Raw genomic sequence first — 26,239 nt, forward strand, 5'->3', positions numbered from 1 at the left:
CGGCGGCGCGGGGTCAGGTCCCGCAGTAGGTCACATAGGGGCCGAAATCCTCGGGCGCGGGGCCTTCCAGATCGGCGAAGTCGGGGCGCGGGGTGTAGGGAGCCGACAGCGCCTGCAACAGCCGCTGCGTCGGCGCGAGGTCGCCCTTCTGCGCGGCGGCCAGCGCCTCCTCGACCCGGTGGTTGCGCGCGATGTAGACCGGGTTGACGGTCGCCATGCGCTCCGCCGCCGCCGTGGCCCCGCCGGGCTGGGCGTCGATCCGCGCGCGCCAGTCGGCCAGCCAGTCCTGCAGGCCAGGCGCGCCGCCGACCAGCGCCCAGAGCCTTGTGTCCGACCCCTGCGCGGCGGCGATCAGGCCGCGGAAGGCTTGCGTGAAATCCGCCCCGCCCGCGCCCAGCAGTTCCAGGAACCCGTCGATGCGGGCGTCGTCTTCCTCCGTCGGCGCGGCGATGCCCAGCTTGGCGGCGAAGGCGTCGCGCCAGGCAGCCGCGTAGATCGCCGGCGCGCGCTCGATCGCGGCCTGCGCGGCGGGCAGCGCATCCTCGGGCGATTTCGGGTCGATCAGCGGCAGCAGCGTTTCGGCCAGCCGCGCCAGGTTCCATTGCGCCAGCACCGACTGGCGCCCGTAGGCGTAGCGCCCCTGCGTGTCGATCGAGGAAAAGACCGCCATCGGGTCGTAGCGGTCGAGGAAGGCGCAGGGGCCATAATCGATCGTCTCGCCCGAGATCGCGGTGTTGTCGGTGTTCATCACGCCATGCACGAAGCCCACCGCCATCCACTGCGCGACCAGCCGCATGGTCCGGTCGATGACGCGCTCCAGAAACCGCAGATAGCGGTCCTCGGTGCCGGCAAGGTCGGGGTCGTGGCGGGCGATGGCATAATCGGCCAGCCGGCGCAGGCGGATCGCGTCGCCGCGCGCGGCAAAGAACTGGAAGGTGCCGACGCGCAGATGGCTCGCCGCGACGCGGGCCAGCACGGCGCCGGGCAGCGGCGTTTCGCGCCAGACCGTCTCGCCGGTGGCCACGGCCGACAGCGCGCGGGTCGTGGGAATGCCCAGGCGATGCATCGCCTCGCCCAGGATGAATTCGCGCAGCACCGGCCCCAGCGCCGCCTTGCCGTCGCCGCCGCGCGAAAACGGCGTGCGCCCCGATCCCTTCAGGTGAATGTCGCGCCGCTGTCCGTTGCGGTCGATCACCTCGCCCACCAGCAGCGCGCGCCCGTCGCCCAGCTGCGGCGAGAAGCCGCCGAACTGGTGGCCCGCATAGGCCATCGCCAAGGGCGTCGCCCCCTCGGGCATGGCCGAGCCGCTGAGCATCGCCAACCCCTCGGGCGATTTCAGCGTCGCGGGATCAAGGCCGAGGTCGCGCGCCAGCCCCTCGTTCAGGAGCACCATCTCGGGCGCGGGCGCGGGCGCCCCCTCGACCGGGACATACATCCCCTCAAGGTCGCGCGCGTAGGTGTTGTCGAAAGCGATGTTCATCATGGACCAGAGGTAGTCATCGCCGGCGCGCGCGACTAGCCCCCCGCATCCGGAAGCGGCAGGACCAGCCCCACGACCGGCCCCATCTGCCGCCCCCAGTCCGACCGGCCCAACTCGGGCGCATGCAGGCGCGAGACATTGCCGTCGAAGTAAAGCGCCTGCGGCACCCGCAGCGCATCCCGGAACAGACCGCCGAATTCGTGAAAGGTGACCGGCTGGTTGGAAATGGCGAAATAGGCGCGCTGCCCGTCCTCGCTGACGCCGACGCCGTTGCGAATGTTGCGCGACTGGGAATCGGGCAAAAAGCGCGGATGCAGCGCGCCGTCGATCACCAGCATCGGCCCCGACTGGGTCGCGTAGTCGCAAGGGGGGGCGGTGTCGGCGAAGGTCCGGCTTTCGATCACCGAAAACCCCGCCGCGCCGATGCAGAAGACCCCGTTCGGCAGCATCCCGAAATTGCCCGGCCCTTCCGAGGTGATCAGCCGCGCCCGCGTCTCGCCGGCCTCGACATAAAGGCCGACGGGCCGGCGGTCGGGGTGGTACATGCCGGCGTTCATCGCGAACCCGAGGGCCAGCCCCTGCGCCGCCAGCGCCGCCTCGATCCGCGCGAAGGTGCCGAAGGGGGCGCCATCGGCATCGGTCAGGAACAGCCGCAGGTCGTCGCCCGCCGCGGTTTCGCAGATCGTGTAGGGGATCGCCTCGTGGACCAGTTGCGCACATTGGCCGATGGCCGGCACCGGCGCCAGCGCCAGGACCGCGGCCAGCGCCTCAGCCGCGCGGATCATCGTCGTCGGGCTCGGCCAGGTCGGCCTGAACGCGCGGCTCGGCGAAAAGCTGGCGCGCGGTATCCATCCGGTCGAAACTCTCGTCGAGGACGAAGCGCAATTCGGGCGCGTATTTCAGCTCCAGCCCGCGGGCGACGAGGTGCCGCAACTCGGCGCTGTTGCGCCGCAGGCCCGCCAGCACGACATCCGCCCCCGCGCCGCCCAGCGGCATCACGAAGGCGGTCGCCACCTTCAGGTCGGGCGAGGTGCGCACCTCGGACACGGTGATCGAGTAGGCGGAAAGCTCGGCATCGTGATGATCGCCGCGCATCAGCACGTCGGACAGACGCCGACGGATCACCTCGCCGACGCGAAGCTGCCGCTGCGTGGGGCCCTTGCCCGGATTGAAACGACCCTTGGCCATGCCGCCCGCATAGTCCATTGCAGCAGCCCGCGCAATGCACGCGGATGTGACGGCGGCAACCGGCCGCCAGACCCGCCCGATCAGCCGGTGCCCACCGCCCGCCAGAACCGGATGGTCAGCGCAATGGCGGCGACCATCAGCCCGACGACCAGCCCGAACCACAGCCCCACCCCCTCGAACCCGGCCAGGAAGGCCAGCGCGTAGCTGACCGGGATGCCGATCAGCCAGTAGCTGACCGCGGCGATGACCATCGGCATCTTGGTGTCCTGAATCCCGCGCAGAAGGCCCATCGCCATCGCCTGCCCGCCATCGGCCAACTGGAAGATCGCCGCCACCCACAGAAGCGTCACGCCCAGCGGCACGATCACCGCACGCTCGGGGTTGTCGGGGGCCAGGAACGCGCCGACCATCACCTCGCCCAGCGTGAAGTAGACCAGCATCGTCGCCACCGCGACGCCCATCGACAGGATCAGCGAGGCCCGCGCCGCCGCGCGCAGCCCGTCGATGTCGCGCCGCCCGCGGGCGCGGCCGACCAGCACGGTGGCGGCGTTCGACAGCCCCATGTGGACCATGAAGAACATCGCGGTGATCTCCAGCGCGATGGAATGCGCGGCCAGCGGGTGTGCGCCCAGCCAGCCCATCATGATCGCCGAGGCGGCGAAAAGCCCGGTCTCGGCCAGCATCGCAAGCCCGATGGGCAGGCCCAGCGCGTTCACCGCCCTGAGCGCGCCCCAGTCCGGCCGCCAGAATCGCACCAGCAGGTCGTAGCGGCGCAGTGCCGGCAGCCAGACGGCATAGGCCAGCATCACCCCCAGCGTGAACAATTGCACGAATACCGAGGCCAGCGCCGCCCCGCGCACGCCCATCTCCGGCGCGCCGAGGTTGCCGTAGATGAAGATCCAGTTCAGCCCGATATTGACGAAGACCGCCGACACCGTGACCGACAGCACGACCTGCGTACGACCCAGCGCGGCCAAGTAGCTTTTCAGCACCATGACCAAGAGCGCGGGGCCCAGCCCGAAGCCGACGATCGCCAGATACGCCCCGCCCAGGGCCGAAACCTCGGCCTCCTGCCCCGCCGCGGCCAGGATCGGCGCGGAGAAAAGGAAGAAGGGCAGCACCAGCAGCGCGAACCCGATCGACAGCCACATCCCCATGCGGGTGGCGCGCCGCACCTCGGGCTCGTCCCCCGCGGCGGCCGAGGTGGCGACCATCGGCATGACGGCATTGGCGTAGCCCGAGCCGAAGGTGAAGAAGACGAAGAAGATCGTCGCCCCCAGCGCCCCCGCCGCCAGGTCGATGACCCCGTACCAGCCCAGCATGATCGTGTCGGTGACATGCAGGCCGAACTGCGCCAGGTGGCTGCCCACCAGCGGCAGGCCCAGCACCAGGACGGCGCGGGCATGGGTGCGGAAACCGGGATCGACCTGGGACGTCACGGGGTGGCCTGCTGGAATCGGATGGCGCGGCCCGCCTTTATGCACTTCGCCCCGATCCGGGGAAAGCCCCGCGCCCTCAGCCCAGCGCCGCCACGACCGACAGGACACCCAGAAGCAACACCAGACCGGCCGTCGCCTCGATCCCCGCGCCGATCCAGTGGGCGCGGCGCAGGTCGACCCCGCCGGCCACGCGCAGGAACCCGTCGCGCCCCAGCATCAGGCCCAGCGCCAGCGCGATGGTCACGCCGGCGGTGCCCAGCGCCATCGCATAGGCCCCGGCGATCCCCGCGCCCAGCATGCCCATCTGCCAGGTCAGCAGCAGCAGGATCAGCGCGCCGGAACAGGGCCGCACGGCCACTGCGGCGACCAGCGCCGCGACCTCGCGCGGGGTGGTGGCGGCCAGCATCGCCGGCGCCGGGGGCAGATGCGCGTGCCCGCAGGTTTCGCAATGGCCATCCGGGCCCGGAACGTGGTGGTGGTCGGCCTGCGCGCCCCCCGGCGCCACCCGCGCCAGCGCCCGCCAGAGCAGCCACAGCCCGATCCCGCCGATGGCGACCATCGACAGCGTGGTCAGCAGGCCGCGGTCGACCTCCTCGATCCCGGCGCGGCCCAGCCCGGCGACGCCGACCAGCACCAGGATCAGCGCCACCGCCACCGTCGCCTGCAACAGTGCCGCCAGCAGCCCGATCCCGGCCAGCTTCAGCGCGCTGACCCGCCGGGCGACGCCGTAGGCCCCCAGCAGCGCCTTGCCGTGCCCCGGCCCCGCGGCATGCAGAAACCCGTAGCTCAGGCAGACCAGCATCAACCCCCAGAAGGCCGCGGATTGCCCAGCGCGGATGCCGCGCAACTCCTGCGCCATTTCGGTCTGGAAGCCGGCCTGAACCGACAGCAGCCAGCGGCCAGCCGGTTGCAGCAGCGACTGCACCGGCGCCGCCAGCGGGCCGGCCAGCACCGTCCAGATCGCCGCGGCGGCAACCGCCAGGAAAAGGGCAAAGCGCAGCATCGCCCCTCGTCTCATGGTCCGGGGCGGGACCGCAAGCCTCGGGGGGTTCACGTCAGGGTGCATGGCGTTCGAACGCCGACCGGGCGCGGGCCCAGACGCCCTGGTCCATCCGGTCCAGCATCGTCAGATACGGCAGAAGCTGCGCCGCGAAATCGCGCGAGCTTTCCACCGGCAGGATCGCCGGTAGGTTGTCGATCGCCACGACGTCGAGGCGCGGCGCCGCATGCACGCGCAGCGCCGGCGCCGCCCAACTGGTCACCCGGTCGTAGACGCGGATCGGCGAATAGTCCGCGCCCGGATCGCAGGCGATGTCGCCGATCACGCGCAGCCGGCGCGCCATGCCGACGGCGTCGGCGGGCACGAAGACCGGGCCGCCCGGCTCGGCCAGGATGCAGTTCAGCAGGATCTCGTACCCCAGGATCTGCGGAAAGGGGCCGCCCTGCGCGGTCTCTTCCTTGTCCCAAAGCTGCGCCTTCACGTTCATCGCCGCCAGCAGGTCCGTCGCCCCGCGCCCGGTGCGCCCCTTGGCGCCGATGACCAGCGCGTCGGGGCGCAGCACGTCGCCCATCTCCTCGGTCAGTTCGGCCAGCAGCGCCGCGCGGTCGGCATGCGCCGCGACCCGGCCGCAGATCTCGCCGCGCGCCTGCGCCGCCCAGGCCTTCAGCGTCACCGCCGCGCCGACATAGCCCGCCCAGTAGCCGAAGGCCGCGACCCGCCGCCCGGTCTCGTCGGTCAGCGATTCGAGGTCGTAGAGCGTGCCACCCCCGGTCCGGAACCGGCGCAGCAGCCGCGCCCCGGCGGGCTGGCCCTTGAACGCATGGCCAAACAGGATGTGGCGGTGGCGCAGCGGCGTATCCTCCTCTGGCAGCTCCTTCAGGCCAAGGATGATCGCGTCGGCGGGCGCCTCGCGCCAGCTTCCCGGCGCGGCGGCTTCGCAGCCGGCGGCCATGTAATCGCCGAAGGGCAGCGCGCGGGTCGGGCTGTCCTCGACCGTGACGCGGAAGCCGCGCGCGATCAGTTCCGCCGCGCCCTCGGGCGTCAGGGCGACGCGCGCCTCGTCGGCGCGCTCCTCGGCACGAACCCAGAGGTGGGTCATGCCGCCCTCCCGAAGGTCTCGGCCAGGATCGCGGCCAGTTCGCGCGCGTCCTCCGGGGTGAAGGCATCGCGGCGGTCGCTGTCGATGTCGAAGACGCCGATCAGCCCGCCCGCGGCGTCGATCACCGGCAGCACCAGTTCCGAGCGTGTGCTGGCGGCGCAGGCGATATGGCCGGGAAAAGCCTCGACATCATTGACGATCTGCGCGACGCCGGTGCGCGCAGCCGCCCCGCAGACCCCGCGCGAAAACGGGATCACCAGGCAGCCGTGCCCGCCCTGATAAGGGCCGATCTTCAGCAGGTCCGGCGCCACGACGCGGTAGAACCCGGTCCAGTCGAAGCGCTCGTCGGCATGATGCACCTCGCAGGCGACGGTCGCCATCAGCGCGACGACATCGTCCTCACCTTCGGTCAGGGCCCGGACACGGGCGGCAAGCGCGGGGTAATCGGGCATCTGGAAACCTGTGGCTGACGCCCCTGATTGCCACGAATTGCGGGGCAGGGAAAGATCACAGGAAGACCCGCAGCACCGCCGGCGCCAGAAGGGCTGTCAGGATCGCGTTCAGCCCCATGCCGATGCCGGCAAAGGCCCCCGCCTGCGGATGCACCTGCAGCGCCCGCGCCGTACCGATCCCGTGCGCCGCGACCCCCGTCGCCAACCCCCGCGCCCGCCAGTCGCGCACGCCCAGCGCGTTCAGCAAGGGCGTGGCGACAATCGCGCCGATGATCCCGGTCAGCAACACCAGCACCGCCGCCAGCGTCGGCGAGCCGCCCAGCGACTGCGCGATGCCGATGGCGACCGGCGCCGTGGTGCTTTTGGGCGCCAGCGCCGCCAGCGTCTCAGGCGCGACACCCAGCGCCCGCGCGATCCACAGGGCCGAGACGACGGCGACCACCGACCCCACCGCCAGCCCCGCCAGCACCGGCAGGATGGCGCGTTTCAGCCGCGCGCCCTCCTGGTACAGCGGCACAGCCAGCGCCACCGTCGCCGGGCCCAGCAGGAAATGGACGAACTGCGCCCCCTCGAAATAGACCGCGTAGGGCGTGCCGGTCCCCCACAGCGTCAGCGCCAGCAGGATCACCGCGATCAGCACCGGATTGGCCAGCGGCGCCCGCCCCGCCACCTGGCTCAGCGCGTCGGCCACGACATAGGCGACCAGCGTCAGCGTCAGCCAGACCAGCGGCCCGCGCGCCAGGTAGCTCCAGATCTCGGCGAAATCAGCCATCGCGCGGCCCTGCTTCCTGCCCCGCCCCGGTCAGCCCCGCGACCAGCTTGAACGCCAGCGCCCCCGCCCCGATCGCCAGCACGGTCGAGACGACGATGGCGACCAGCAGCCACAACGCCTCTGCCCCCAGCCGGTCCAGATGCCCGACGACACCCACCCCCGCCGGCACGAACAGAAGCGACAGATGCCGCAGGATCCCCTGCCCCACCGGCACCACGGCGGCCGCGACCCGGTCGGACCCGGCCAGCAACACCAGCATTGCCCCCATGCCCAGCACCGGCCCCGGCACCGGCAGGCCCAGCGCCCGCGCCACCGCCTCGCCGGCCAGCTGGCAGAGCAGGATCAGCGTCAGGGCCTGGATCATCGTGCGCCTCGCCCGAGGGAAGTCGCGCCATGCTCTGCCGCGACGCGCCGCGACGCAAGGGTACTCGTGCCTCCGCCGCGCCCGAATTCGACCCTTCTGGGCGCTTTGAGGATGCCCGGAATCCTGCTATGATCCTCGCTTTCACGCTCCGATTCACCCCGTCGATATTTTCACCGATCCGACCGCTTTCACGCCTCCATCCCCCTCGTGAAAGGAGCTGCCATGGACATCCACGCCACCGCCTTCCTGTCCACCTTCTACGCCCTGCGCAGCGGCCACGTGCGTTATGAAATCGGCGAGGGCCGCGGCAAGGTCCGCCGGCTGTCGAACGCCCCCGCCACCGTGACCGGCCTCGATTGCTCGGGCTTCGTGCAGTACATGATCTACCGCGCCACCGACCCGCATGTCCGCATTCCGGCGGGCAGCTGGCACCAGGAACAGTACTTCCGCAACAACCACTATGTCGAAATCCCCTATGCCGATCACGCCTGGAAGAACGACGACGTGGTCCGCATCGGCTTTCGCGACCGCACGCCGGAACGGATCCGCCACGTCTGGTTCGTGATCAACGGCTTCACCTACGAGAGCACGACCCGCGCCGGGCGCAACGGCCCGACCAGCTTCCTCTGGTCGGTGCGCACCGATCAGGCCGACAGCTTCTACATCGTCGGCCCGGCCCGGAACTTCCTGTGGGTGGAGCTGACCGGAGCGGCAAGCGCCGCCTGATGGCATGGCGCCGGCACGCGAGGGCGGTCGCGCCGGCGGTGCGCTGATCGTCGCAAAACGCGAATCCCCGGACCCGCAGCCGGGCCGGAGGCCCGCAACCGCGCCGCGCCGGCGGCACGTCCATCATCCCCGAACACGATCACCGCCCCCCGAACCGCCGCCCGGCCCGATCAGGCGAGGGTCCAGTGGACCCTCGCCCGGGCCGTCGCCCGAAGCGCAAGCGCAGGGCGAGGGGGGATCGGCCGCGCCGAACGCCTGCAATCGGGCCGCGGCTGCCTGGGTAGGCGCGGAAACGCGCCTGCCGTCGTGCCGAAGGCACGCCTGCGGCGTGACGGGCAGGCAGGCGCGGCCCGATTTGTCGCGGGACAAATCAGGCGGGGCCATAGAGTTGCGCCTCGCCTCGCGAGCAAGCGAAGTGCAGGGCGTTTCGGCTTGACCTATGTGCGAGCTGAAATGCTTTCAGATACGGAGTATTGGGCGCATGAACGCTTAGGAGCGCTAGTAGGATCAGTTTCGCACTTGGTACTTGTCCCGCGCGATTCGGATTAAGATGGGCGATCCGTTCGCTCGGGCGTACGTAAACTCAACGACATCGATCAGTTGTGCTATGCGGGCGGCGCCGTCCGGTTCGGGGCAACTCATCCCGATGCGGCTCAGCGCAGCGAACCGTGGCTGCTGGAACCTCTGGTGGTTGAAGTCCTTATCCCAAGAAATGAGCACCCGCTGCGCCTCGATGGCCGCCACGGCGACGACTGGATCTTTCGCATCCGAGGCCATGATCTCCCGTACAAGCTCGACGTCATGCCCGCGCTCGCGGAGGAAGTGCGCCACCGAGTCAGGCACGTTGTTGTCGAGTAGGAAGCGAATGACTATCAAAGGCGCCATCAGGCGGCGGTCGCCCTCATGCGGTTGCGCACTTCCTCCACATCACCTTCGCGCAATTCAGGGAACTCGCGTAGAATGCTGGCCACGGGAATATCGCGGTCAAGATAGGCAGCGACCGCAGCGACGGGAATTCTCGTTCCCTCGAAAACGGGTCGATTGTTCATCACGAAGCGTTCGCTTACCACATGGCCAATTGTCTGCGGTTGCCGCGCGTTGAGGTCGCGAATGGCGTCCCGAGTGCTCCGGATCGCAACCTTCAGCGGGATGTCGAAGACGCGCTGGCCGCTTACGACCTCTTGCCTGGCCAAGGTCTTCGGGTCGTCGAAGACGACGCGCTTTCCGAGAACGTAGAGCGTGGTTGCGGTCCATCGCTTCTCGCCTAGGTGTGCGAGTCGCTCAGATACCTTCCTTAGATGCTGAACGGAGACGCCATGTTCGAGCCGGAGGGACGCCAGCACGCGGAGCGAGACGATGTCCCGGAAAGAATACACACGGCTGTAGGGCAAACTCCGGCTTTCAGCGGCGTAGCTGGCCCTTAACAAGCCACTACGATGCCATGCCCGAAGTTGCCCCATGGTGAGCCCAGTGAGGCGGGCGGCGTCGGCCTCTCCGAAAGCGCCAATGATCTCGTCACCGCTCATGCACTCCTCCCGTACTCACTTAGCAGTATTCGATCAGTTTGGAACGGCGGTCAATCGCTCTTGCCCGATACCCTCAATAACCCGGACTTACGGCCACCCCGCCTTCTGATCTCCTACCGCCGCGCCTCCAACAGCACCGACAGCGCCGCCTCCAGTCCCTCGGCATGCGGCCCCAGCCGGGCCTTCATCTCGGCCTGGAAGCGCATCGCCACCGGCAGCAGCCGCGCCACCAGCGCGCGCCCGTCCGGGGTCAGGGTCAGTTGCACCAGCCTTCGGTCGGCGTCGTTGGCGGCCTTGGCGACGTAGCCGGCCTCCTCCAGCCTCGTGGCTGCGCGGCTGACCTTGGATTTCTCCATCTCCGTGCGCGCCTCGATATCGCGGACGGACACCGGCCCGGCGTGGTGCAGATGCGCCAGCACCCGCCACTCGGCGATCGAGATGCCGAATTCCTCGCGGTAATGCTCGGCGAAGGCGCGGCTGACGCGGGCGGCGGCGGCGTTCAGCCGGTAGGGCAGGAAGGCGCCCAGGTCGAAGCGGGCGATCGGGTCGGTCTTGTCCTCGGGCATCGGGGTCTTCCGGCTATGGGGCGGAAAGACCAGCACAATCCCGCGCGGGAATCAATGCAGTTCCAACGACCCCTTGACATTGTTGCATCTGCAATGAATGTTGGGGCAAACGCCAGAAGGGAGACACGCCATGACCGACCAGGGCCTGCCGAAAGGCATGATCCGCGCCACCGGCACCACCGGCACGCATGAGGGCTATATGCCCGGCTTCGGCAACGACTTCGAGACCGAGGCGCTGCCGGGCGCGCTGCCGCAGGGCCAGAACTCGCCCCAGAAATGCAACTACGGCCTTTATGCCGAACAACTCTCGGGCTCCGCCTTCACCCAGCCGCGGCCGGAACGCACCTGGTGCTACCGCATCCGCCCCTCGGTCCGCCACACGTCGCGGTTCGAAAAGCTCGACCTGCCCTACTGGAAGACCGCGCCGCATGTGAAGGAGGATGTGATCAGCCTCGGCCAGTACCGCTGGGACCCGATCCCGATGCCGCAGGACGACCGCTACACCTGGCTGACCGGCATGCGCACGATGACCACGGCGGGCGACGTCAACACCCAGGTCGGGATGGCCGCCCATATCTACCTGGTCACCGACTCGATGCAGGACGAATACTTCTTTTCCGCCGACAGCGAACTCCTCGTCGTCCCGCAGGAAGGGCGCCTGCGCTTCTGCACCGAACTCGGCGTCATCGACATCGAGCCGAAGGAGATCGCCCTCCTGCCCCGCGGCCTCCTCTACCGGGTCGAAGTCCTCGAAGGCCCCTGCCGCGGCTTCGTCTGCGAGAATTACGGCCAGAAGCTCAACCTGCCCGACCGCGGCCCGATCGGCGCCAACTGCCTCGCCAATCCCCGCGACTTCAAGACCCCGGTCGCGGCGTTCGAGGATCGCGATGCCCCCTCCCGCGTCACCGTCAAATGGTGCGGCCAGTTCCACGTGACCGAGATCCCGCATTCGCCGCTCGACGTCGTCGCCTGGCACGGCAACCACGCGCCCTGGAAGTACGATCTGCGCACCTATTCCCCGGTCGGCGCCATCCTCTTCGACCACCCCGACCCGTCGATCTTCACCGTGCTCACCGCGCCCTCGGGCCTGCCCGGCACCGCCAATATCGACTTCGTCCTCTTCCGCGAACGCTGGCTGGTGGCCGAGCATTCCTTCCGCCCGCCCTGGTACCACAAGAACATCATGTCCGAGATGATGGGCAACATCTACGGCCAGTACGACGCCAAGCCCCAGGGTTTTGCGCCCGGCGGCCTCAGCTTGCACAACTGCATGCTCCCCCACGGCCCCGACCGCGAGGCGTTCGAGGGCGCGTCGAACGGCGAGCTGAAACCCCACAAGCTCGACAACACCATGTCCTTCATGTTCGAGACGCGCTTTCCCCAGCACCTGACCGACTACGCAGCAAACGAGGCGCCGCTGCAGGACGACTACCTCGACTGCTGGACCAGCCTCGAGAAGAAGTTCGACGGCACGCCGGGCATCAAGTAGGAGCGGGCATCAAGAGGCGTGCCCGGCGCTCCCACGCCTAGGCAGGGGTCTCCACTGCCACTCGCTCCCGCACCCGGCTTCGGATCACGGCCAGCGCCCGACCCGAGGGGTGGGCGAGAAGCGCCCGCCCCGTGGGGGCGGGTCGGGCGCTGGCCGTGCTGGCGCACGGCCGAAAAAGAAGAAACAGACTTCCCCGTCCCCCAACCCTTACCCCCGCCCTACCCCACCGCACGCCCCGCAGGCCGCATCTTCACCCCTCCCCTGCCTACCCTCGCGCCCCAACCCGGCCGAGAGGAGCCTCCGATGACCGCCCAGCCCGACACCCCCGAAACCGCCGCCCAGACCGCCGCCCCGCAGATCCACCTCCTCGCCCCCGGCGACATCGACGCCAACGCCCTGCCGCGCGACCGCACCGCCCTCGACCCCGCCGCCCTGGCCGAGCTTGAAACCTCGATCCTGCTCACCGGCCTGCGCCAACCGATCGAGGTCTGGGCCTTCTCCGCCCCCGAACCCGGCGGCCCCCGCTACGGCCTGATCTCGGGCATGCGCCGCCTGACCGCCTTCGGGCGCATCCACCAGAACGACGCCGACGCCCGCATCCCCGCCTTCATCCACCAGCCCCGCGACATCCCCGACGCGATGGCGAAAATGATCGCCGAGAACGAGATCCGCGCCGACATCTCCCCCTGGGAGAAGGGCCGCATCGTCGTCCAATCCGTCGACGAGGGCCTCTTCGACACCCTCGACGCAGCCGTCGCCGGCCTCTATCCGACGCTGGACCGCCAACGTCGTGCCCGCTTCCGCTCCATCGCAGAGGTTATCGCCGAAATCGGCGAAGGGGTGCTCACCCACCCCGAGTCGCTCGGCATGCGCCAACTCACCCGCATCGCCGACGCGTTGCGCAGGGATTACGGCCACGTCATCGAAGCCGCGCTCAAACATTCCTTGGACCGCTCGCCCGAGGGCCAGTGGAAGCTCCTCCGCCCCATCCTCGACGAAGCCGAAGCAGAAGTTCGCACCCCGCAACTCGCCTACCGTCCCGGCCGCCCCCGTCGCGTCGTCCACCCCCGCGTCGGCCTGCAAATCCGCCGCGAAAAGACGCCCGAGGGCTGGAACCTACGCTTTACAGGCCCCGAAGCCTCGGGCCCGCTGATGGAGGATATCATGGACTACGTGGAACAGCAGTTCGGTCGCTAGCAAGTGGTACAGGGCTTCCGCGGGCTTTCGAGTCGATAGTGAACCAGATCAAAGCAGGCCCGCGAGCGTATCCCGCTTTATCGAATTGATTTCTGAGGCACTGAGGATCTGCGCGTTTTTTCCAATGCGCGATGCGAGTCTGCGGGTGTCTGGAACATCAGCGTTGGCGATAAACGCCTCATGGGACGTTGTCGCAAGTGCACGCAATATTGACTGAGCGTCACGATCAACGACCCGACGGGCTTCTCCAACTAGCAAGAGATCAGAAGCCAATGGCACCCAAACCGCTTGGAGGGAATCATCCCGATCCAGAAATGGGGTTAGCTTGCGGGCAGTAACAAACGCGACCATTGTATCCGGGCAAATGAGGTTGCCAGCGAAACCTGATTTCAACCTGAAACTAAGCCCCCTATAACGATCTCTTCGACTGCTATTGTCGGTCGCGCCCATAATCGCTTTAATGTGAGAGTTTTTTGCCCATTCCAACCTGTCCCTAACCAATTCCTGAAGCGATTGGCGGGCTTCGACCATTGCGAGCTTCGAAACTTTCTTCCCAAGTATATCAAAATTCCGAACAGCGATTCTTCTGATTTCCTCTCGTTGAACTGGATCAGCAATCTCTTTAGCAAGCATCTGATCAATCTCATTGGGATTGTCGCGAGCATACTTGCGCATCATTTGCGAAAAAACTCTCGGATTCGAAAACCAACGATTTAACTCTCCAGCGAGATCAAGGAAAATATCCGCGAATTGCTCCCTAATGAACTTGGTCCGCGCTTCGAGATGCGCAATGAGTGACGCAATGGATTCGGTGTGCTCAGTTGCAATACATCCACCGCCCTGTAAGTACTTCACTAGCCCCTGTAGTTCATTCTCGGAACTCGTAATCATCGAGTCAGCCCCGATGCCGGGCTCGAAATCGAAGAAATCTCGTTGCGCACCGAAGTTCCTGGTCCCGACCGGGAAAGGAGCCTTGTCTTTCTGGTAAACGATTACCGAAGTGTAACCGGGTTTACGTTCGTTTCCGAAGCCGCGCTGTATCGCCTGCCAGAAGTGGTGTTGATTCCGACCAGCCATCCGCTCTCCAAGGCTGTTCTGCAAAATTACAGCACCATGCGCTCGCTGGCGCGTCAATAGCTGCGTATCCGCTTCTCAACCTCACGAAAGCAAAGCCATACAACTATACACCAGTGCCTCACTTTCGGCCCTGATCACGTCTTTAATCTCATCTTTTCAACACATTGATGCGCTGTCCGCATGCGGACACTCGCAGCCAGCTTCCCCTTTCCGCCTGTCAGGCCGGCGCCTGGCCCGAGGACTGACCCGATGCCTCCTGCATGGCGTCGATCTTGCCGATGTTGGCGACCACGCTCTCGCGCTGTTTCTTCAGGACCTCGACCTCGGCCTTCTTCACGTCGCGGCCGGCGATCTCGCATTCCCGAAGCGCGTCGTCATAGGCTTCCAGGATCCGCTTCTCGCCGTCGCGCAGGCCGGGCAGCAGGCTCTTCTCGTCCGCCGTCAGCGCGAAGCGGACGTTCAGCACCACCTTGTGGACCACGCTCATGAACGACCCGTCGGAATCCGGCCGCTCACCGCGCTCCAGCAACAGCCCCGCCAGTTCATGCGCGTGGCTCATGTGGGTCTTGCGCAGCTCGTCGCACAGGTCGCCGACATTGGCGCGCCGGCCGATCTCGCGGGCTTCCTCGTATCCCTTGGCGGCATCGACGACCTTGGTATGCAGGCTCGAGATGGTCTCGGACGGGGTGGGCATGGCGGGCTCCTTTCTGGACTCACTGGATGGGGTTTCAATTCACAACCCGCCATCCGGTTCCCCCGCGGGACGGGTAAGCGGCGCCCCGGCGCGCCGCCCACCGCCCCCCGCTGCGACAAACCGCCGGGCACCCGCGGGATGACAAACGCGGGTCGGTGGCCTATTTATGGGGGCAGAAAGAAGGAGCGCGCGCATGCCCGGCAGATCGACCGACAGCATCGAGATGGACGCGGACGGCTACGACCTGCCCGGCCGCCCCCCGCGCCTCGTGCGCCTCTACATCCGCCAGTGCCTGATCGGCTTCGCGCTGGCCGCGGTCTTCGTCGGCCTGCTGCTGGGCTTCGACGTCGCCGGCCTGCGCGGCCTGATCCTGTCGACGCAGGGCGGCTGGATCGCGCTCGGGCTTCTGGTGGTGTTCAACGGCCTCGTCTTCGCCGGCGTACAGTTCGCGATCACCATCATGCGGATGGGCGAGCCGCAGAGCCCCGGCGGTGGTCAACGCCTGCGCGTGCTGATGCCACGCGGCGGCCCCATCCCGCGCCCGATCCCGGTCGAGGCCGACACGCCCGACCGCTGACTCTCACGCCACAAGAACCGGAGGACGCGCACCCCGGTACGCACCGAAGGTCATTTCATTTCGGGCGATTGAGTGGCGGGCCCGCAGCGACCGTGGTCGGCGTGAGTTTCCCGAGAGCCTGAACATTCAGGTGGGCGCCAGATACCGAGGCCAGGACCCCGGCAGAGCCAGCCCCCTCGGAAAGGAGTATAGGCCACTGGAAAAGGGCCTTCCACGCGAAGAGCAGAACCCGCCACCCACTGAGGTAGGGCGCGCGCGGGCGTTTCGCAAGCCCCGGATTGCAGGCGGCGCCCGCGTCATCGAAGCGTCACAGGGCTGACGTATATTCGTCTTGAACGCGCGCTTCGGAGGCGTCCCATGCCGTTCCAGCTGAAGTCCAGTGACCGCTCCGTCGAAACCGGGCTGCGCCGGATCGCCCGCGGCCAGCTGGACGAGGCGCGCGACCGGCTGAAGGCGGATCTCGCCGGCGATCCCGCTTCGGTACACGGCCTGCGCAAGGCGACGAAGAAGCTGCGCGGGCTGCTGCGCCTGATTCGCCCGGTCTGCCCGACCGCGCGCGCCGAAACCGCAAGGCTGCGCGACGCCGCCCGGCAGATCGCCGGGCTCCGCGATGCCGAGGTGATGCTGCGGACGTTCGAAACGCTCGAGGCCACGCTCCCCGCCGACGCGATCCCACCGCTGCGCGCCCTGCTGGAGTCGCGACGGCAGCAGGCGACCGACCCCGACGCCCTGATCGCGGCGCGGCGGGTATTTTCCGACGAGATCAAGGCGATGCGGAAGCGTTGCGGCCGGTGGAAGATCAAGGGCCAGGAATTCGACGCCCTGCGCCCGGGACTGACCGCGACCTGGCGGCGCTGCCGGAAGGGCGCGAAACGCGCGCGCACCGCCCTCGGCGATCCCGGCCTACCCGCGGACGCCTTTCACGACTGGCGAAAAGCGGTGAAGCAGCACTGGTATCAGGCCCGCCTTCTGCTGCCGATCTGGCCCGAACTGATGGCGCCCCATGTCGAACAGGCTGGCGAACTGGGCGAACTCCTCGGCGACCACAACGACCTCGACGTGCTGCTGACGACGCTGGAATCGCCCCGCGCACCTGCGGCAGAGCCGGCGCTCGCGGCGCTGCGCGAGGTGGTGATCGCCCGGCGTCGGGAGCTTGCCGCGCGATCCGTCGCGCTCGGCTCCCGGCTCTTTGCAGAGCCCGCGGACGCGCTTGCGGATCGCTGGGAAAGGTGGTGGCAACTCTGGCGCGCGCAGACCTGAAAACACCCGTCGAAGGCGACACACATCCATGTGTGAGGACGTGACCATTTCGAAACGTTAGTGTATCAATAAATCGATTGTGCACCCGGCGCTGGCCGTGGTGATGTGTTGAAACTGGTGGATTTGAAGAAGTCATGTCAGCGTCTCCGGATATCTCCCTTCGCCCGAGCGGGTTGCGAAGCTTTCTGAACTGGGGGGTCTTCTGGCTCGTCGTTGCGGTGACCGGGTCGGTCGTCTTCTTCTGGGAAGGCATTGCCGAACTTCTGGCCGCCTGGCGGACGCCGGAATACAGCCACGGGCCGCTGATCCCGGTTCTGTCGGCGCTGCTGTTCCTGCGCCAGTTGAAGACCGTGCCGATCGAGACCGGGACGACGCTGAACCGCTGGCCGGGACTTGCGCTGCTGGTCTTCTCGCTCGCGCTCGCCTTCGCCGGCAAGATGATCGGCATCGGCGACATCGTCGCCTATGGCCTGATCCTCTGGTGGGGGGCGGTGCTGCTGATCAGCTTTGGCTGGCAGACCGGCAAGCATTTCTGGCCGCCGATCGTGCATCTGGTCTACATGCTGCCGCTTCCCGGCGCGCTCTACTTCGGGATGTCGACCTTCCTGCAGGGCATCTCGTCCGAGATGGGCGTCGCGCTTCTGCACCTGCTGCGCGTGCCGGTCTATCTGGAAGGCAACATCATCGATCTGGGGGATTTCAAGCTGCATGTCGCCGAGGCGTGCTCGGGCCTGCGCTACCTCTTCCCGATCCTCAGCTTCTCCTATGTCTTTGCGGTGCTCTATCAGGGACCGATGTGGCACAAGGCCCTGCTGCTCGTCGCCGCGGCGCCGATCACGGTGATCCTGAATTCCGTCCGCATCGCCATCGCCGGCGTGATCGTCCAGCACTGGGGCGTCGACTGGGTCGAGGGGTTCACCCATTTCTTCGAAGGCTGGGTCATCTTCCTGTCGGCCGTGGCGCTGCTGGTGCTGCTCTCATGGATTCTCCTGCAGCTGCGCCGCCCGCGGGTCGGCGTGCTGCAGGCGCTCGACCTGGATACGACCGGTCTTGGAACCCAGGCGATGCGCCTCCGGCTGATCGAGCCGTCGCGGACGCTGATCTTCGGGGCGCTGCTGGGGCTGGTGCTGGGCCTCGTCTGGCAAGCGATACCCGAGCGTGAACCGGTCGTCGTGACACGCGATCCGTTCGGCGCCTTCCCGCACCAGTTGGGCGGCTGGCAGGCGACGCCGCTGCCGCCACTCGACCCGCAAGTGGCGCAGATCCTGGCCGCCGACGACTATCATTCCGCCATCCTGCGCAACCCGCGCGCCGATGCGCCGGTCGAGCTGTTCATGGCGTGGTACAGCGACCAGATGCGCGGCGGCGTCCACTCGCCCGAGGTCTGCCTGCCCGGCGGCGGCTGGGAGATCGCGCGGCTGGAGCGGATCGACGTCAGCGAGGAGTTCGGCAACGGCGCGACCTTCACGCTCAACCGCGCCGTCATCCAGCGCGGGATGGAGCGTTCGCTGGTGTATTACTGGTACGAGCAGCAGGGGCAGCGCACCGCGTCCGAATTCACCGCGAAGATGCAGTTGATGTCCGGCAAGCTGCGCAACGGCCGTCAGGACAGCGCCATCGTGCGCCTGATCACCCCGATCGGCGTCGAAGAACCGCAGCAGGTCGCCGAGCAGCGGCTGCGCGATGCGCTTGGCGAAGTTCTGGAGCCCCTGCCGCGATTCGTTCCGGGGCTTCGCAACTGACCTGAACAGAGCGATGATTTCCCGGCTCGACACGGCGCATGAAACCAGACGGTGTTGCCGGAAACCGTCCCGGTGCACTATCGTGGCCATGTCCGCTTCCCGAATTTACACGCTTCCGCTCTTGCAATGAAATGAGTGCCTCATGATCAGATTGATCCTTCCGTTGGTCCTTGCCGCGACTGTCAGCCTCGCGGCGTGCGAAAACTCCGAGCGGAGAGCCGAGCGCCATTTCGAAAGCGGCGTCGCCCTGCTGGAATCGGGGGAGGTGAGCCAGGCGCTGCTGGAACTGCGCAATGCCGTACGCCTGAAGGACGACTTCCCCGAGGCGCGCGTGCTCATCGCGCGCACGCTTCGCGAAAGGGGCGAGGCCGGCGCCGCCTTCGCCGAATACCAGCGCCTGGTCGATCAGCACCCCGATAGCCTGGAAGGCCGGCTTGCCCTCGGCGAACTGGCCTTCGAGAGTGCGAACTGGGAAGCCGCCGAACGGCACGGGCGCGCCGCGCTGGAACTGGCGCCGGACGATCGGGTCGCGCAGCTGATCGGCGCGGCCCTCGACTACCGCGACGCTTCCATTGCGTCCGATGCGAATGCCGCGGGCGAGGCCGTGGCCACCGTGCGCGCGCATCTCGACGAGGTTTCGGAAGAAAACCTGACCGCCTGGCGGATCGTCATCGACCACACCGCCAATACCAGCGACCGTGGGGCCTTGCTGAGCACGCTGAACGCCGCGATCGAGGCCCGCCCGGACATCTACGACTTCCACCGGATGCGCCTTGGCATTCTGGCCGAACTGGAACGCGAGGCCGACATACCCGGCGCGTTGCGAGCGATGCTCGCGCAGTTCCCGGAACGCGAAGAACCGCGCGGCATCATGGTGGCCTGGTACATGCAGCAGGGCGATCTCGCCGCCGCCGAGGCGTTCCTGCGCGAACTGACGGGCGCTCCGGATGCGGGCGCCAGCGAAAAACTGGTCGTCGTCGAGTTTCTCCGCCTCACCTCGGGCGATGACGCCGCGCTGGAAGAACTCGACCAGCTGATCGCGGCGGAACCCGACGCCACGGCCGACCTGGCAACCTACCGCGCGCTCCGCGCCAGCATCCGGTTCGAGCGCGGAGAACGCGACACGGCGCTGAGCGAGATGCAATCCCTGCTAGAAGAAACCGAAGCCGACGAACGCACGAACAACCTGCGGCTGGTTTATGCCCAGATGCTGCTCGCGACGGACGCCGAGGATCAGGCACGCACCCAGGTCGACCGCATCCTCGAGGACGACGCGAGCCATGTCGAGGCGCTGAAGCTGCGCGCGACTTGGCTGATCGAAGCCGACCGACCCGGCGAAGCCCTGGCCGCGCTGCGGACCGCGCAGGGCGCCGCGCCGCGCGATCCCCAGCTTATGATGCTGATGGGCCAGGCGCACGAACGCGGGGGCGAGCGCGACCTTGCCGGCGAACGCTACGCGCTGGCGGCCGAGTTCTCCGGCAACGCGGCGCGCGAGGCGCTCAACTATGCCCGGTACCTCTTCGAGGCCGACCGCATCGACAGCGCCGAATCCGTGCTCAGCAGCGCGCTGAACGTCTCGCCCCAGAGCCTGCCCCTGATGCGCGCGATGGCCGAGGTCCAGATGCGCCGCAACGACTGGGACCGCGTGACGCGACTGGTCTGGCAGATGCGCGCGCTGGACACCGACGCCGGAAACACCGCGGCGAACGAGGTCGAGGCGGAATTGCTGCTGCGCCAGGGACGCACGCAGGACACGATCACCTTCCTCGAAGGGATGGTGCGCGACGGCGCGGGTGTCGGCGCGGTGGCGCAGCTTGCGCGGACCCAGGTCATGCAGGGCGAACCCGAAGGCGCCCGGCGCCTGATCGAGGAACAACTTGCCGCCGAGCCCGGCAATCCGGCGCTGCGCTTCCTGCGCGCCGGCCTCTACCTTCTGGAAGATGACACCGAAGAGGCCGAGCAGATCTACCGCGACCTTGTCGCCGAATACCCCGGCGCCGAGCCGCCGCTGCGCGTCCTCTACTCGCTTCTGCAGATGCAGGGCCGCGACGACGAGGCCGAAGCGGTGATCGACGCCGCCCTGGACGCCGCACCCGGCGCCCCCATGCCCCGCGTCCTGCGCGCGTCCGAGTTGGAGCGGAGGGGCGATATCGACGGCGCGATCGCCATCTACGAGGAACTCTACGCCGCCGACACCAACAACCTCATCCTCGCCAACAATCTCGCCAGCCTGATCTCGGCACATCGCGACGACGAAGAAAGCCTGAACCGCGCAACCGCCATCGCACAACGCCTGCGCGGCATCGACATCCCGGCGTTCCAGGATACCTATGGATGGATCCAGTATCGCAGGGGCAACTACGCCGAAGCGCTCGAATACCTCGAACCCGCCGCGGCCGGCCTGCCCGACGATCCGTTGGTACAGTACCACCTGGGGATGACCTATCTGGCGCTCGAACGCAGCCAGGAGGCTCAAGAAACGCTCGAACGGGCGCTTACAATCGCGGGCGAGGACAACCTGCTGCCCCAATTCCGGCGCGCGCGGGAAGTCCTGCAATCACTCGACGCCGGGTAGCGAGGAGGACTGCGGGACAGGAGAATAGCTGCGGTTCCAGTGCCGCCCGAACCCGCCGACGCGAAAGGGGTTGGTAGCCCGCTCGCAGTTCCTCGCTGGCTCAGGTATTTCGAACGGTTTCCCGAAAACGCGATAGACCCCAAGCGACATTCGCGCGCAAGAAAGCAAATGACCCTCACGCACCGGTAAGGCGGCCGCGCGCGCCCGGCACTTATCCGCTTGACTTCAACGGACCCATCCCCCATTTGTACCCTGTCGCTGCGCTGCCGCGTGAGCATGCCGTGCCCGGATCGGGCCAACAGCGCAACCAGATATCAGTTCCCCATCACGCAGGGTTCCTGACGCGACTTTCAGGACGACGGGTCAAGCCCGTCCGTCCGCGAGTTGTGCAAACCCTCCCGGTCGCCATCGGTGCGGCCAACCACCGGTCACGTCGGCGCGACGGCCTTGCGTGGCAAGAAGGATTTGAAATGTTCGATTTCGACATGCTCGGCCTCGCGCCGGCGCTCAACACCGCGCTCCAGCGGGCCGGTTTCACCGAACCGACCCCGATCCAGAACCAGGCCATCCCGCTGGCCCTGGCCGGGCACGACATCATGGGCCTGGCGCAGACCGGCACCGGCAAGACGCTGGCCTTCGGGCTGCCGCTGGTCAACCACCTGCTGGCCGCGCCGGGGCGCCCCGCGCCGAAGACGGCCAAGGCGCTGATCCTGGCGCCGACGCGCGAGTTGACCAACCAGATCGCCGACGCGCTGCGCACCCTCACCACCGGCACCCGGATTTCCGTGGTCACCGTCGTCGGCGGACAGTCGATCGGCAAGCAGATCGCGCAGCTGGCGCGCGGCACCGACGTGCTGGTCGCCACGCCCGGGCGGCTGATCGACCTGATGGATCGCCGCGCCGTCGATCTGGGCAGCGTCCGCCACCTGGTGCTGGACGAGGCCGACCAGATGCTCGACATGGGCTTCATCCATGCGCTGCGCAAGATCGCGCCGCGGCTGGGAACGCCGCGCCAGACCATGCTTTTCTCGGCCACCATGCCCAAGCAGATCGAGGAATTGAGCCGCGCCTATCTGAAGGATCCGCGCCGCGTGCAGGTCGCCCCGCCGGGCAAGGCGGCGGACAAGGTCACGCAGTCGGTGCACTTCCTCGACAAGGGCGCCAAGCCGACCAAGCTGCGCGAGATCCTGTCGCAGGACCTGAAGGCGCTGACGCTGGTCTTCGCGCGCACCAAGCACGGGGCCGAGAAGCTGATGAAGGGGCTGGTCGCGGACGGCTACAACGCCGCCTCGATCCACGGCAACAAGAGCCAGGGGCAGCGCGACCGCGCGATCAAGGCCTTCCGCGACGGCACGATCACCACGCTGGTGGCCACTGACGTCGCCGCGCGCGGCATCGACATCCCCGGCGTCGCCTATGTCATCAACTACGATCTGCCCGAGGTGCCGGACAACTACATCCACCGCATCGGCCGCACCGCCCGCGCCGGGCGCGAGGGGGAGGCGATCGCCTTCTGCGCCCCCGACGAAGCCGGCTTGCTACAGCAGATCCAGAAGCTGATGAAGACCGACGTCCCGGTCGCCAGCGGCACGGCCCCGACATCCGAGGGTCTGGGCACCCGCAGCACGCAAAGCCGCCGGCACGGCAACGGCGCGCCCCCGGCCCAGGCAAAGCGTCGCCGTCCCCGGCACCGTCACGCGGCCTGATCGTCACCGCAACTACCCACAGGATATCCCGGCGGGGCTGAGCAGGCGCCGCCGCAGCAGACCACCAGATCGCGCTCGACCGTACGGCGCGAAGTGCTCGGGGTGTCGGGAACGGTACGCGCGATCTGGCCGCTTCCCGCCCGCCTCAGGACGGGTCGCGCCACCGATTGACCATGGGATAGCGCCGGTCCAGCCAGAAGGCGCGCGGCGTCAGCCGGACCCCGGGCGCGGCCTGGTAGCGTTTCCATTCGGAAATGTAGAGCAGATGCTCGATCCGCCGCACCGTGTCGCGGTCCATACCCTCCGCCACCAGTTCACCGACCGAGGCGTCGCGCTCGACCAGCCCCTCCAGGATCGCGTCGAGCACGTCATAGGGCGGCAGGCTGTCCTCGTCGCGCTGGTTCGCGCGCAACTCGGCGGTGGGGGGCTTGGTGATGATCCGCGGCGGGATCACTTCGCCGGCTGGGGCCTTCATCCACGGCCGGTGGGTCGCGTTGCGCCAGCGGCAGGTCTCGAACACGCGGGTCTTGTAGAGGTCCTTGATCGGGTTGAAGCCGCCGTTCATGTCGCCGTAGATCGTGGCGTAGCCCACCGCCACCTCGGACTTGTTGCCGGTGGTCAGCAGCATCGCCCCGGTCTTGTTCGACAGCGCCATCAGCAGCAGGCCGCGCAGGCGGGACTGGATGTTCTCCTCGGTCACGTCCTCGGGCAGCCCTTCGAACAGCGGGCCCAGCGCCTGCGTCACCGACCCCTGCGCCCCGGTGATCGCCACCTCGTCCAGCTTGCAGCCCAACGCCTTCGCCACGCCCGCCGCATCCTCCAGCGAGTCGGTCGAGGTGAAGCGCGAGGGTAGCATGACGCAGCGCAGGTTTTCCGGCCCCAGCGCGTCGGCGGCGATGGCCGCGACGATGGCCGAATCGATCCCGCCGGATAGCCCCAAAAGCGCCTTCTTGAACCCCGACTTGCCCAGATAGTCGCGCGTGCCCACGACCATCGCGTGGTAGTCCCGCTCGATCGGGTCGGGCAGCGGCGCCAGTTCCGACGGCTCGGCGCGCCAGCCCTCGGGCGTCTCGCTGAAATCGATGTGGCGCAGATGTTCCTCGAACCCCGGCAGCAGCGCGACCATCCGACCGCCCGGGTTCAGCACGAAGGACGCGCCGTCGAATACCTGGTCGTCCTGCCCGCCGACCATGTTCAGGTAGACCAGCGGCAACCCCGTCTCGACCACCCGCGCGACCATGTGCCCCATGCGCACGTCGAAGCGCCCGCGCGCGTGCGGCGAACCGTTCGGTACCAGCAGGATCTGCGCCCCCGACTCGGCCTGCGCCTCGGCCACGTCGTCGTGCCAGGCATCCTCGCAGATCGGCGTGCCGATGCGCAGCGGCCCCACCCGGTAGGGGCCCGAGATGTCCCCCGATGTATAGATGCGGCGCTCGTCGAAAACCTGTTCGTTCGGCAGGTGGTGCTTGCGCAGAACCGCCGCGATCCGCCCCCCCTGCAGCACGTACCACGCATTGTAGATCCGCCCGCCTTCCGCATGCGGCGCGCCGATCCCCAGCGCCGGGCCGTCGGCGCACCGCTCGGCCAACTGGCGCACATGCGCCATCGCATCGCGCGTGAAGGCTGTCTTCAGCACCAGATCCTGCGGCTGGTATCCGGTCAGGAACATCTCGGGCAGCGCCACCATGTCGGCGCCGGCGTCGCGCGCCGCCTCCCAGGCGGCGTGGGCCTTGTCGGCATTGGCCTGCAGGGCGCCGACCGTGGGGTTCAACTGCGCAAGCGTCAGGCGAAAGGTGGCGGCCATGATCTGCCTTCCGATCTGCGGGACCTCTGCGGCCTAGATAGCAGTTTGGCGGGCGGGGGAAAGACCCGCGCCACCGGGTTAAGAATTCCTTGTGATCACGTCTTTTCCGGTTGCTTTACAATATTTTGGTCGATTGTCCGCTGGCGGACGCCCCAGCTTGCACCCGCTTTCCGGCTCGGTCAGACCCGGATCACGTAGTCCTTGCGCGTCGTCTCCACGACCTCCCAGTTGCCGCGAAAGCCGGGACGGATGATGATCGCGTCGCCCGCCCGCAGGTGCTGGGCCGCGCCGGAGTCCGCGGTCAGGATCGAATGACCGGACAGGATGCGGCAGTATTCCCACTCCTCGTATTCCACCCGCCACTTGCCCGGCGTCGACTGCCAGATGCCGGCGTAAAGCCCGTCCGCCTCCTCGATGTCCCAGCTGGTGAAGACGGGCTCGCCGGCGATGAGCCTCTCGGGCGCGGGGGCCGAGGTTTCGGGCACGGCGGCGGCGGGTTCGAGGCGGATGAAATGCATGTGCCCTCCGGTATTGGGGGGCCAGTCTGCCCCAGCCCGCTGCGCAAGGCCAGTGCGCGCTGGACATTCGGCCCCGCGCCCGCCTAACGTCGCGCCGCAATTCGGAGGGGTAACATGGCACGCATCGAGGATCTGACGCTGTCGCATCTGCGGGTGGAAATGGACGCGGACGGGATCGCGACGGTGACGCTGGACCGGGCGGAAAAGCGCAACGCGCTGAACGCCGCCACGGTCGAGGATCTGATCGCGGTCTTTTCCACCCTGCCGCGCGCGGGCGCCCGCGCCGCCGTCCTGCGCGGCGACGGCACGCATTTCTGCGCCGGCCTCGACCTGGTCGAACACCTGCACGAGGATCGCCGGCCCGAGGACTTCATGCATATCTGCCTGCGCTGGCACGAGGCGTTCAACAAGATGGAATACGGCGGCGTTCCGATCATCGCCGCGCTCAAGGGCGCGGTAGTCGGCGGCGGGCTGGAACTGGCCAGCGCCGCCCATATCCGCGTCGCCGATCCGACGACCTATTTCGCCCTGCCCGAGGGGCAGCGCGGCCTTTTCACCGGCGGCGGCGCGACGATCCGGGTGACCGACCTGGTCGGCAAGGCGCGGATGATCGACATGATGCTGACCGGCCGCGTCTATCAGGGCGAGGAAGCCGTCTCGGTGGGGCTGGCGCAGTACCTCGTCGATCACAGCGAGGCGAAAGCCTACGACATCGCGCGCACCGCGGCCGCGAACCCGCCGCTGTCGAACTTCGCCATCTGCTCGGCCGTCAGCCACATGCAGAACATGTCGGCGCTGGACGCGGCCTATGCCGAATCGGTGGTGGCAGGCATCGTGAACACCCAGCCGGCCAGCCGCGACCGGCTGCGCGCTTTTGCCGACAAGTCCGCCGCCCGCGTCCGTCCCGCCGCGGGCTGAGGCGACCGCCCGCCCCCACGCGGTGCTCCGGAAAACAGCGCGCGGCGGCTCACCCCAACGAGGGGGGAGC

The 26,239-nt window shown here is 68.0% G+C and carries 25 protein-coding genes; 9 read left to right on the forward strand and 16 right to left on the reverse strand.

The window, feature by feature from the left end; genetic code table 11:
• Positions 1 to 13: 13 nt before the first annotated feature.
• The 9 genes from IM708_RS05370 to IM708_RS05410 form a co-directional block, all read right to left on the reverse strand.
• On the reverse strand, positions 14 to 1,480 hold the full coding sequence (locus IM708_RS05370; protein ID WP_209425327.1) for a protein adenylyltransferase SelO: 1,467 nt from the start codon (positions 1,478 to 1,480) through the stop codon (positions 14 to 16).
• 35 nt (positions 1,481 to 1,515) lie between these two features.
• Entirely contained in the window at positions 1,516 to 2,265 is a 750-nt protein-coding gene (locus IM708_RS05375) for a phosphodiester glycosidase family protein (protein ID WP_209425296.1), read from the reverse strand.
• Complete coding sequence (gene rbfA, locus IM708_RS05380) at positions 2,249 to 2,668, reverse strand: 30S ribosome-binding factor RbfA (protein WP_209425328.1); 420 nt, start codon at positions 2,666 to 2,668, stop codon at positions 2,249 to 2,251. The genes IM708_RS05375 and rbfA overlap by 17 nt, the downstream gene beginning before the upstream one ends.
• An 80-nt stretch (positions 2,669 to 2,748) precedes the next feature.
• Entirely contained in the window at positions 2,749 to 4,107 is a 1,359-nt protein-coding gene (locus IM708_RS05385) for an MATE family efflux transporter (protein WP_209425297.1), read from the reverse strand.
• 76 nt (positions 4,108 to 4,183) lie between these two features.
• Positions 4,184 to 5,110, reverse strand: coding sequence for a hypothetical protein (locus IM708_RS05390; RefSeq protein ID WP_209425298.1), 927 nt, complete (start codon positions 5,108 to 5,110; stop codon positions 4,184 to 4,186).
• Between the two features lie 52 nt (positions 5,111 to 5,162).
• Positions 5,163 to 6,206, reverse strand: a complete 1,044-nt coding sequence (locus IM708_RS05395) for a saccharopine dehydrogenase (RefSeq protein ID WP_209425299.1) — start codon at positions 6,204 to 6,206, stop codon at positions 5,163 to 5,165.
• Entirely contained in the window at positions 6,203 to 6,658 is a 456-nt protein-coding gene (locus IM708_RS05400) for a GAF domain-containing protein (RefSeq protein WP_209425300.1), read from the reverse strand. Before IM708_RS05400 ends, IM708_RS05395 begins: the two co-directional genes overlap by 4 nt.
• A 55-nt stretch (positions 6,659 to 6,713) precedes the next feature.
• Positions 6,714 to 7,430 (reverse strand): LrgB family protein, encoded by a 717-nt coding sequence (locus tag IM708_RS05405; protein ID WP_209425301.1) that lies wholly within the window; start codon positions 7,428 to 7,430, stop codon positions 6,714 to 6,716.
• Positions 7,423 to 7,794, reverse strand: a complete 372-nt coding sequence (locus tag IM708_RS05410) for a CidA/LrgA family protein (protein ID WP_209425302.1) — start codon at positions 7,792 to 7,794, stop codon at positions 7,423 to 7,425. Before IM708_RS05410 ends, IM708_RS05405 begins: the two co-directional genes overlap by 8 nt.
• A gap of 222 nt (positions 7,795 to 8,016) precedes the next feature.
• Here IM708_RS05410 and IM708_RS05415 point away from each other — a divergent pair, with 222 nt between their 5' ends.
• The gene (locus tag IM708_RS05415; protein ID WP_209425303.1) at positions 8,017 to 8,520 is read left to right on the forward strand and encodes a hypothetical protein; all 504 of its coding nucleotides are present in this window, start codon (positions 8,017 to 8,019) and stop codon (positions 8,518 to 8,520) included.
• Between the two features lie 507 nt (positions 8,521 to 9,027).
• On the opposite strand, the gene IM708_RS05420 is transcribed toward IM708_RS05415, so the two are convergent.
• The 3 genes from IM708_RS05420 to IM708_RS05430 form a co-directional block, all read right to left on the reverse strand.
• Positions 9,028 to 9,405 (reverse strand): DUF5615 family PIN-like protein, encoded by a 378-nt coding sequence (locus IM708_RS05420; protein WP_209425304.1) that lies wholly within the window; start codon positions 9,403 to 9,405, stop codon positions 9,028 to 9,030.
• Complete coding sequence (locus IM708_RS05425; protein ID WP_209425305.1) at positions 9,405 to 10,046, reverse strand: DUF433 domain-containing protein; 642 nt, start codon at positions 10,044 to 10,046, stop codon at positions 9,405 to 9,407. Before IM708_RS05425 ends, IM708_RS05420 begins: the two co-directional genes overlap by 1 nt.
• A gap of 113 nt (positions 10,047 to 10,159) precedes the next feature.
• Complete coding sequence (locus IM708_RS05430; RefSeq protein ID WP_209425306.1) at positions 10,160 to 10,612, reverse strand: MarR family transcriptional regulator; 453 nt, start codon at positions 10,610 to 10,612, stop codon at positions 10,160 to 10,162.
• A 130-nt stretch (positions 10,613 to 10,742) separates the two neighbouring features.
• Between IM708_RS05430 and hmgA the strand changes: the two genes are divergently transcribed.
• Both hmgA and IM708_RS05440 read left to right on the forward strand, forming a co-directional pair.
• Positions 10,743 to 12,101, forward strand: coding sequence for a homogentisate 1,2-dioxygenase (gene hmgA, locus IM708_RS05435; protein WP_209425307.1), 1,359 nt, complete (start codon positions 10,743 to 10,745; stop codon positions 12,099 to 12,101).
• Positions 12,102 to 12,404: 303 nt separating this feature from the next.
• A complete protein-coding gene (locus IM708_RS05440) occupies positions 12,405 to 13,298 on the forward strand; it encodes a ParB N-terminal domain-containing protein (protein ID WP_209425308.1) in 894 nt (297 codons plus the stop codon).
• 48 nt (positions 13,299 to 13,346) lie between these two features.
• On the opposite strand, the gene IM708_RS05445 is transcribed toward IM708_RS05440, so the two are convergent.
• Together IM708_RS05445 and IM708_RS05450 are read right to left on the reverse strand one after the other, a co-directional pair.
• Positions 13,347 to 14,432 carry a hypothetical protein gene (locus IM708_RS05445; protein WP_209425309.1) on the reverse strand — a complete coding sequence of 362 codons (1,086 nt, stop codon included), beginning with the start codon at positions 14,430 to 14,432 and terminating at the stop codon, positions 13,347 to 13,349.
• Positions 14,433 to 14,592: 160 nt separating this feature from the next.
• Positions 14,593 to 15,069, reverse strand: coding sequence for a DUF2383 domain-containing protein (locus tag IM708_RS05450; protein WP_209425310.1), 477 nt, complete (start codon positions 15,067 to 15,069; stop codon positions 14,593 to 14,595).
• A 193-nt stretch (positions 15,070 to 15,262) separates the two neighbouring features.
• Here IM708_RS05450 and IM708_RS05455 point away from each other — a divergent pair, with 193 nt between their 5' ends.
• The 5 genes from IM708_RS05455 to IM708_RS05475 all read left to right on the forward strand — a co-directional run bounded on the left by IM708_RS05455 (position 15,263) and on the right by IM708_RS05475 (position 22,929).
• A complete protein-coding gene (locus IM708_RS05455; RefSeq protein ID WP_245243011.1) occupies positions 15,263 to 15,646 on the forward strand; it encodes a hypothetical protein in 384 nt (127 codons plus the stop codon).
• 357 nt (positions 15,647 to 16,003) lie between these two features.
• Positions 16,004 to 16,906: a CHAD domain-containing protein gene (locus IM708_RS05460; RefSeq protein ID WP_209425311.1), complete on the forward strand. Its 903-nt coding sequence runs from the start codon at positions 16,004 to 16,006 to the stop codon at positions 16,904 to 16,906.
• A 134-nt stretch (positions 16,907 to 17,040) separates the two neighbouring features.
• Positions 17,041 to 18,648 (forward strand): VPLPA-CTERM-specific exosortase XrtD, encoded by a 1,608-nt coding sequence (xrtD, locus tag IM708_RS05465; RefSeq protein WP_209425312.1) that lies wholly within the window; start codon positions 17,041 to 17,043, stop codon positions 18,646 to 18,648.
• 142 nt (positions 18,649 to 18,790) lie between these two features.
• Complete coding sequence (locus tag IM708_RS05470; RefSeq protein WP_209425313.1) at positions 18,791 to 21,223, forward strand: tetratricopeptide repeat protein; 2,433 nt, start codon at positions 18,791 to 18,793, stop codon at positions 21,221 to 21,223.
• A gap of 470 nt (positions 21,224 to 21,693) precedes the next feature.
• A complete protein-coding gene (locus IM708_RS05475) occupies positions 21,694 to 22,929 on the forward strand; it encodes a DEAD/DEAH box helicase (RefSeq protein ID WP_209425314.1) in 1,236 nt (411 codons plus the stop codon).
• Between the two features lie 145 nt (positions 22,930 to 23,074).
• Here the strand turns inward: IM708_RS05475 and IM708_RS05480 are convergent, their stop codons facing one another.
• Both IM708_RS05480 and IM708_RS05485 read right to left on the reverse strand, forming a co-directional pair.
• Entirely contained in the window at positions 23,075 to 24,733 is a 1,659-nt protein-coding gene (locus tag IM708_RS05480) for an NAD+ synthase (protein ID WP_209425315.1), read from the reverse strand.
• A gap of 179 nt (positions 24,734 to 24,912) precedes the next feature.
• Positions 24,913 to 25,251 carry a cupin domain-containing protein gene (locus IM708_RS05485; protein WP_209425316.1) on the reverse strand — a complete coding sequence of 113 codons (339 nt, stop codon included), beginning with the start codon at positions 25,249 to 25,251 and terminating at the stop codon, positions 24,913 to 24,915.
• A gap of 114 nt (positions 25,252 to 25,365) precedes the next feature.
• Here IM708_RS05485 and IM708_RS05490 point away from each other — a divergent pair, with 114 nt between their 5' ends.
• On the forward strand, positions 25,366 to 26,169 hold the full coding sequence (locus tag IM708_RS05490; protein WP_209425317.1) for a crotonase/enoyl-CoA hydratase family protein: 804 nt from the start codon (positions 25,366 to 25,368) through the stop codon (positions 26,167 to 26,169).
• The last annotated feature ends 70 nt before the right edge of the window (positions 26,170 to 26,239 follow it).

Source organism: Pararhodobacter sp. SW119 (assembly GCF_017811755.1).
In the GTDB taxonomy this organism is placed as follows: Bacteria; Pseudomonadota; Alphaproteobacteria; order Rhodobacterales; family Rhodobacteraceae; genus Pararhodobacter.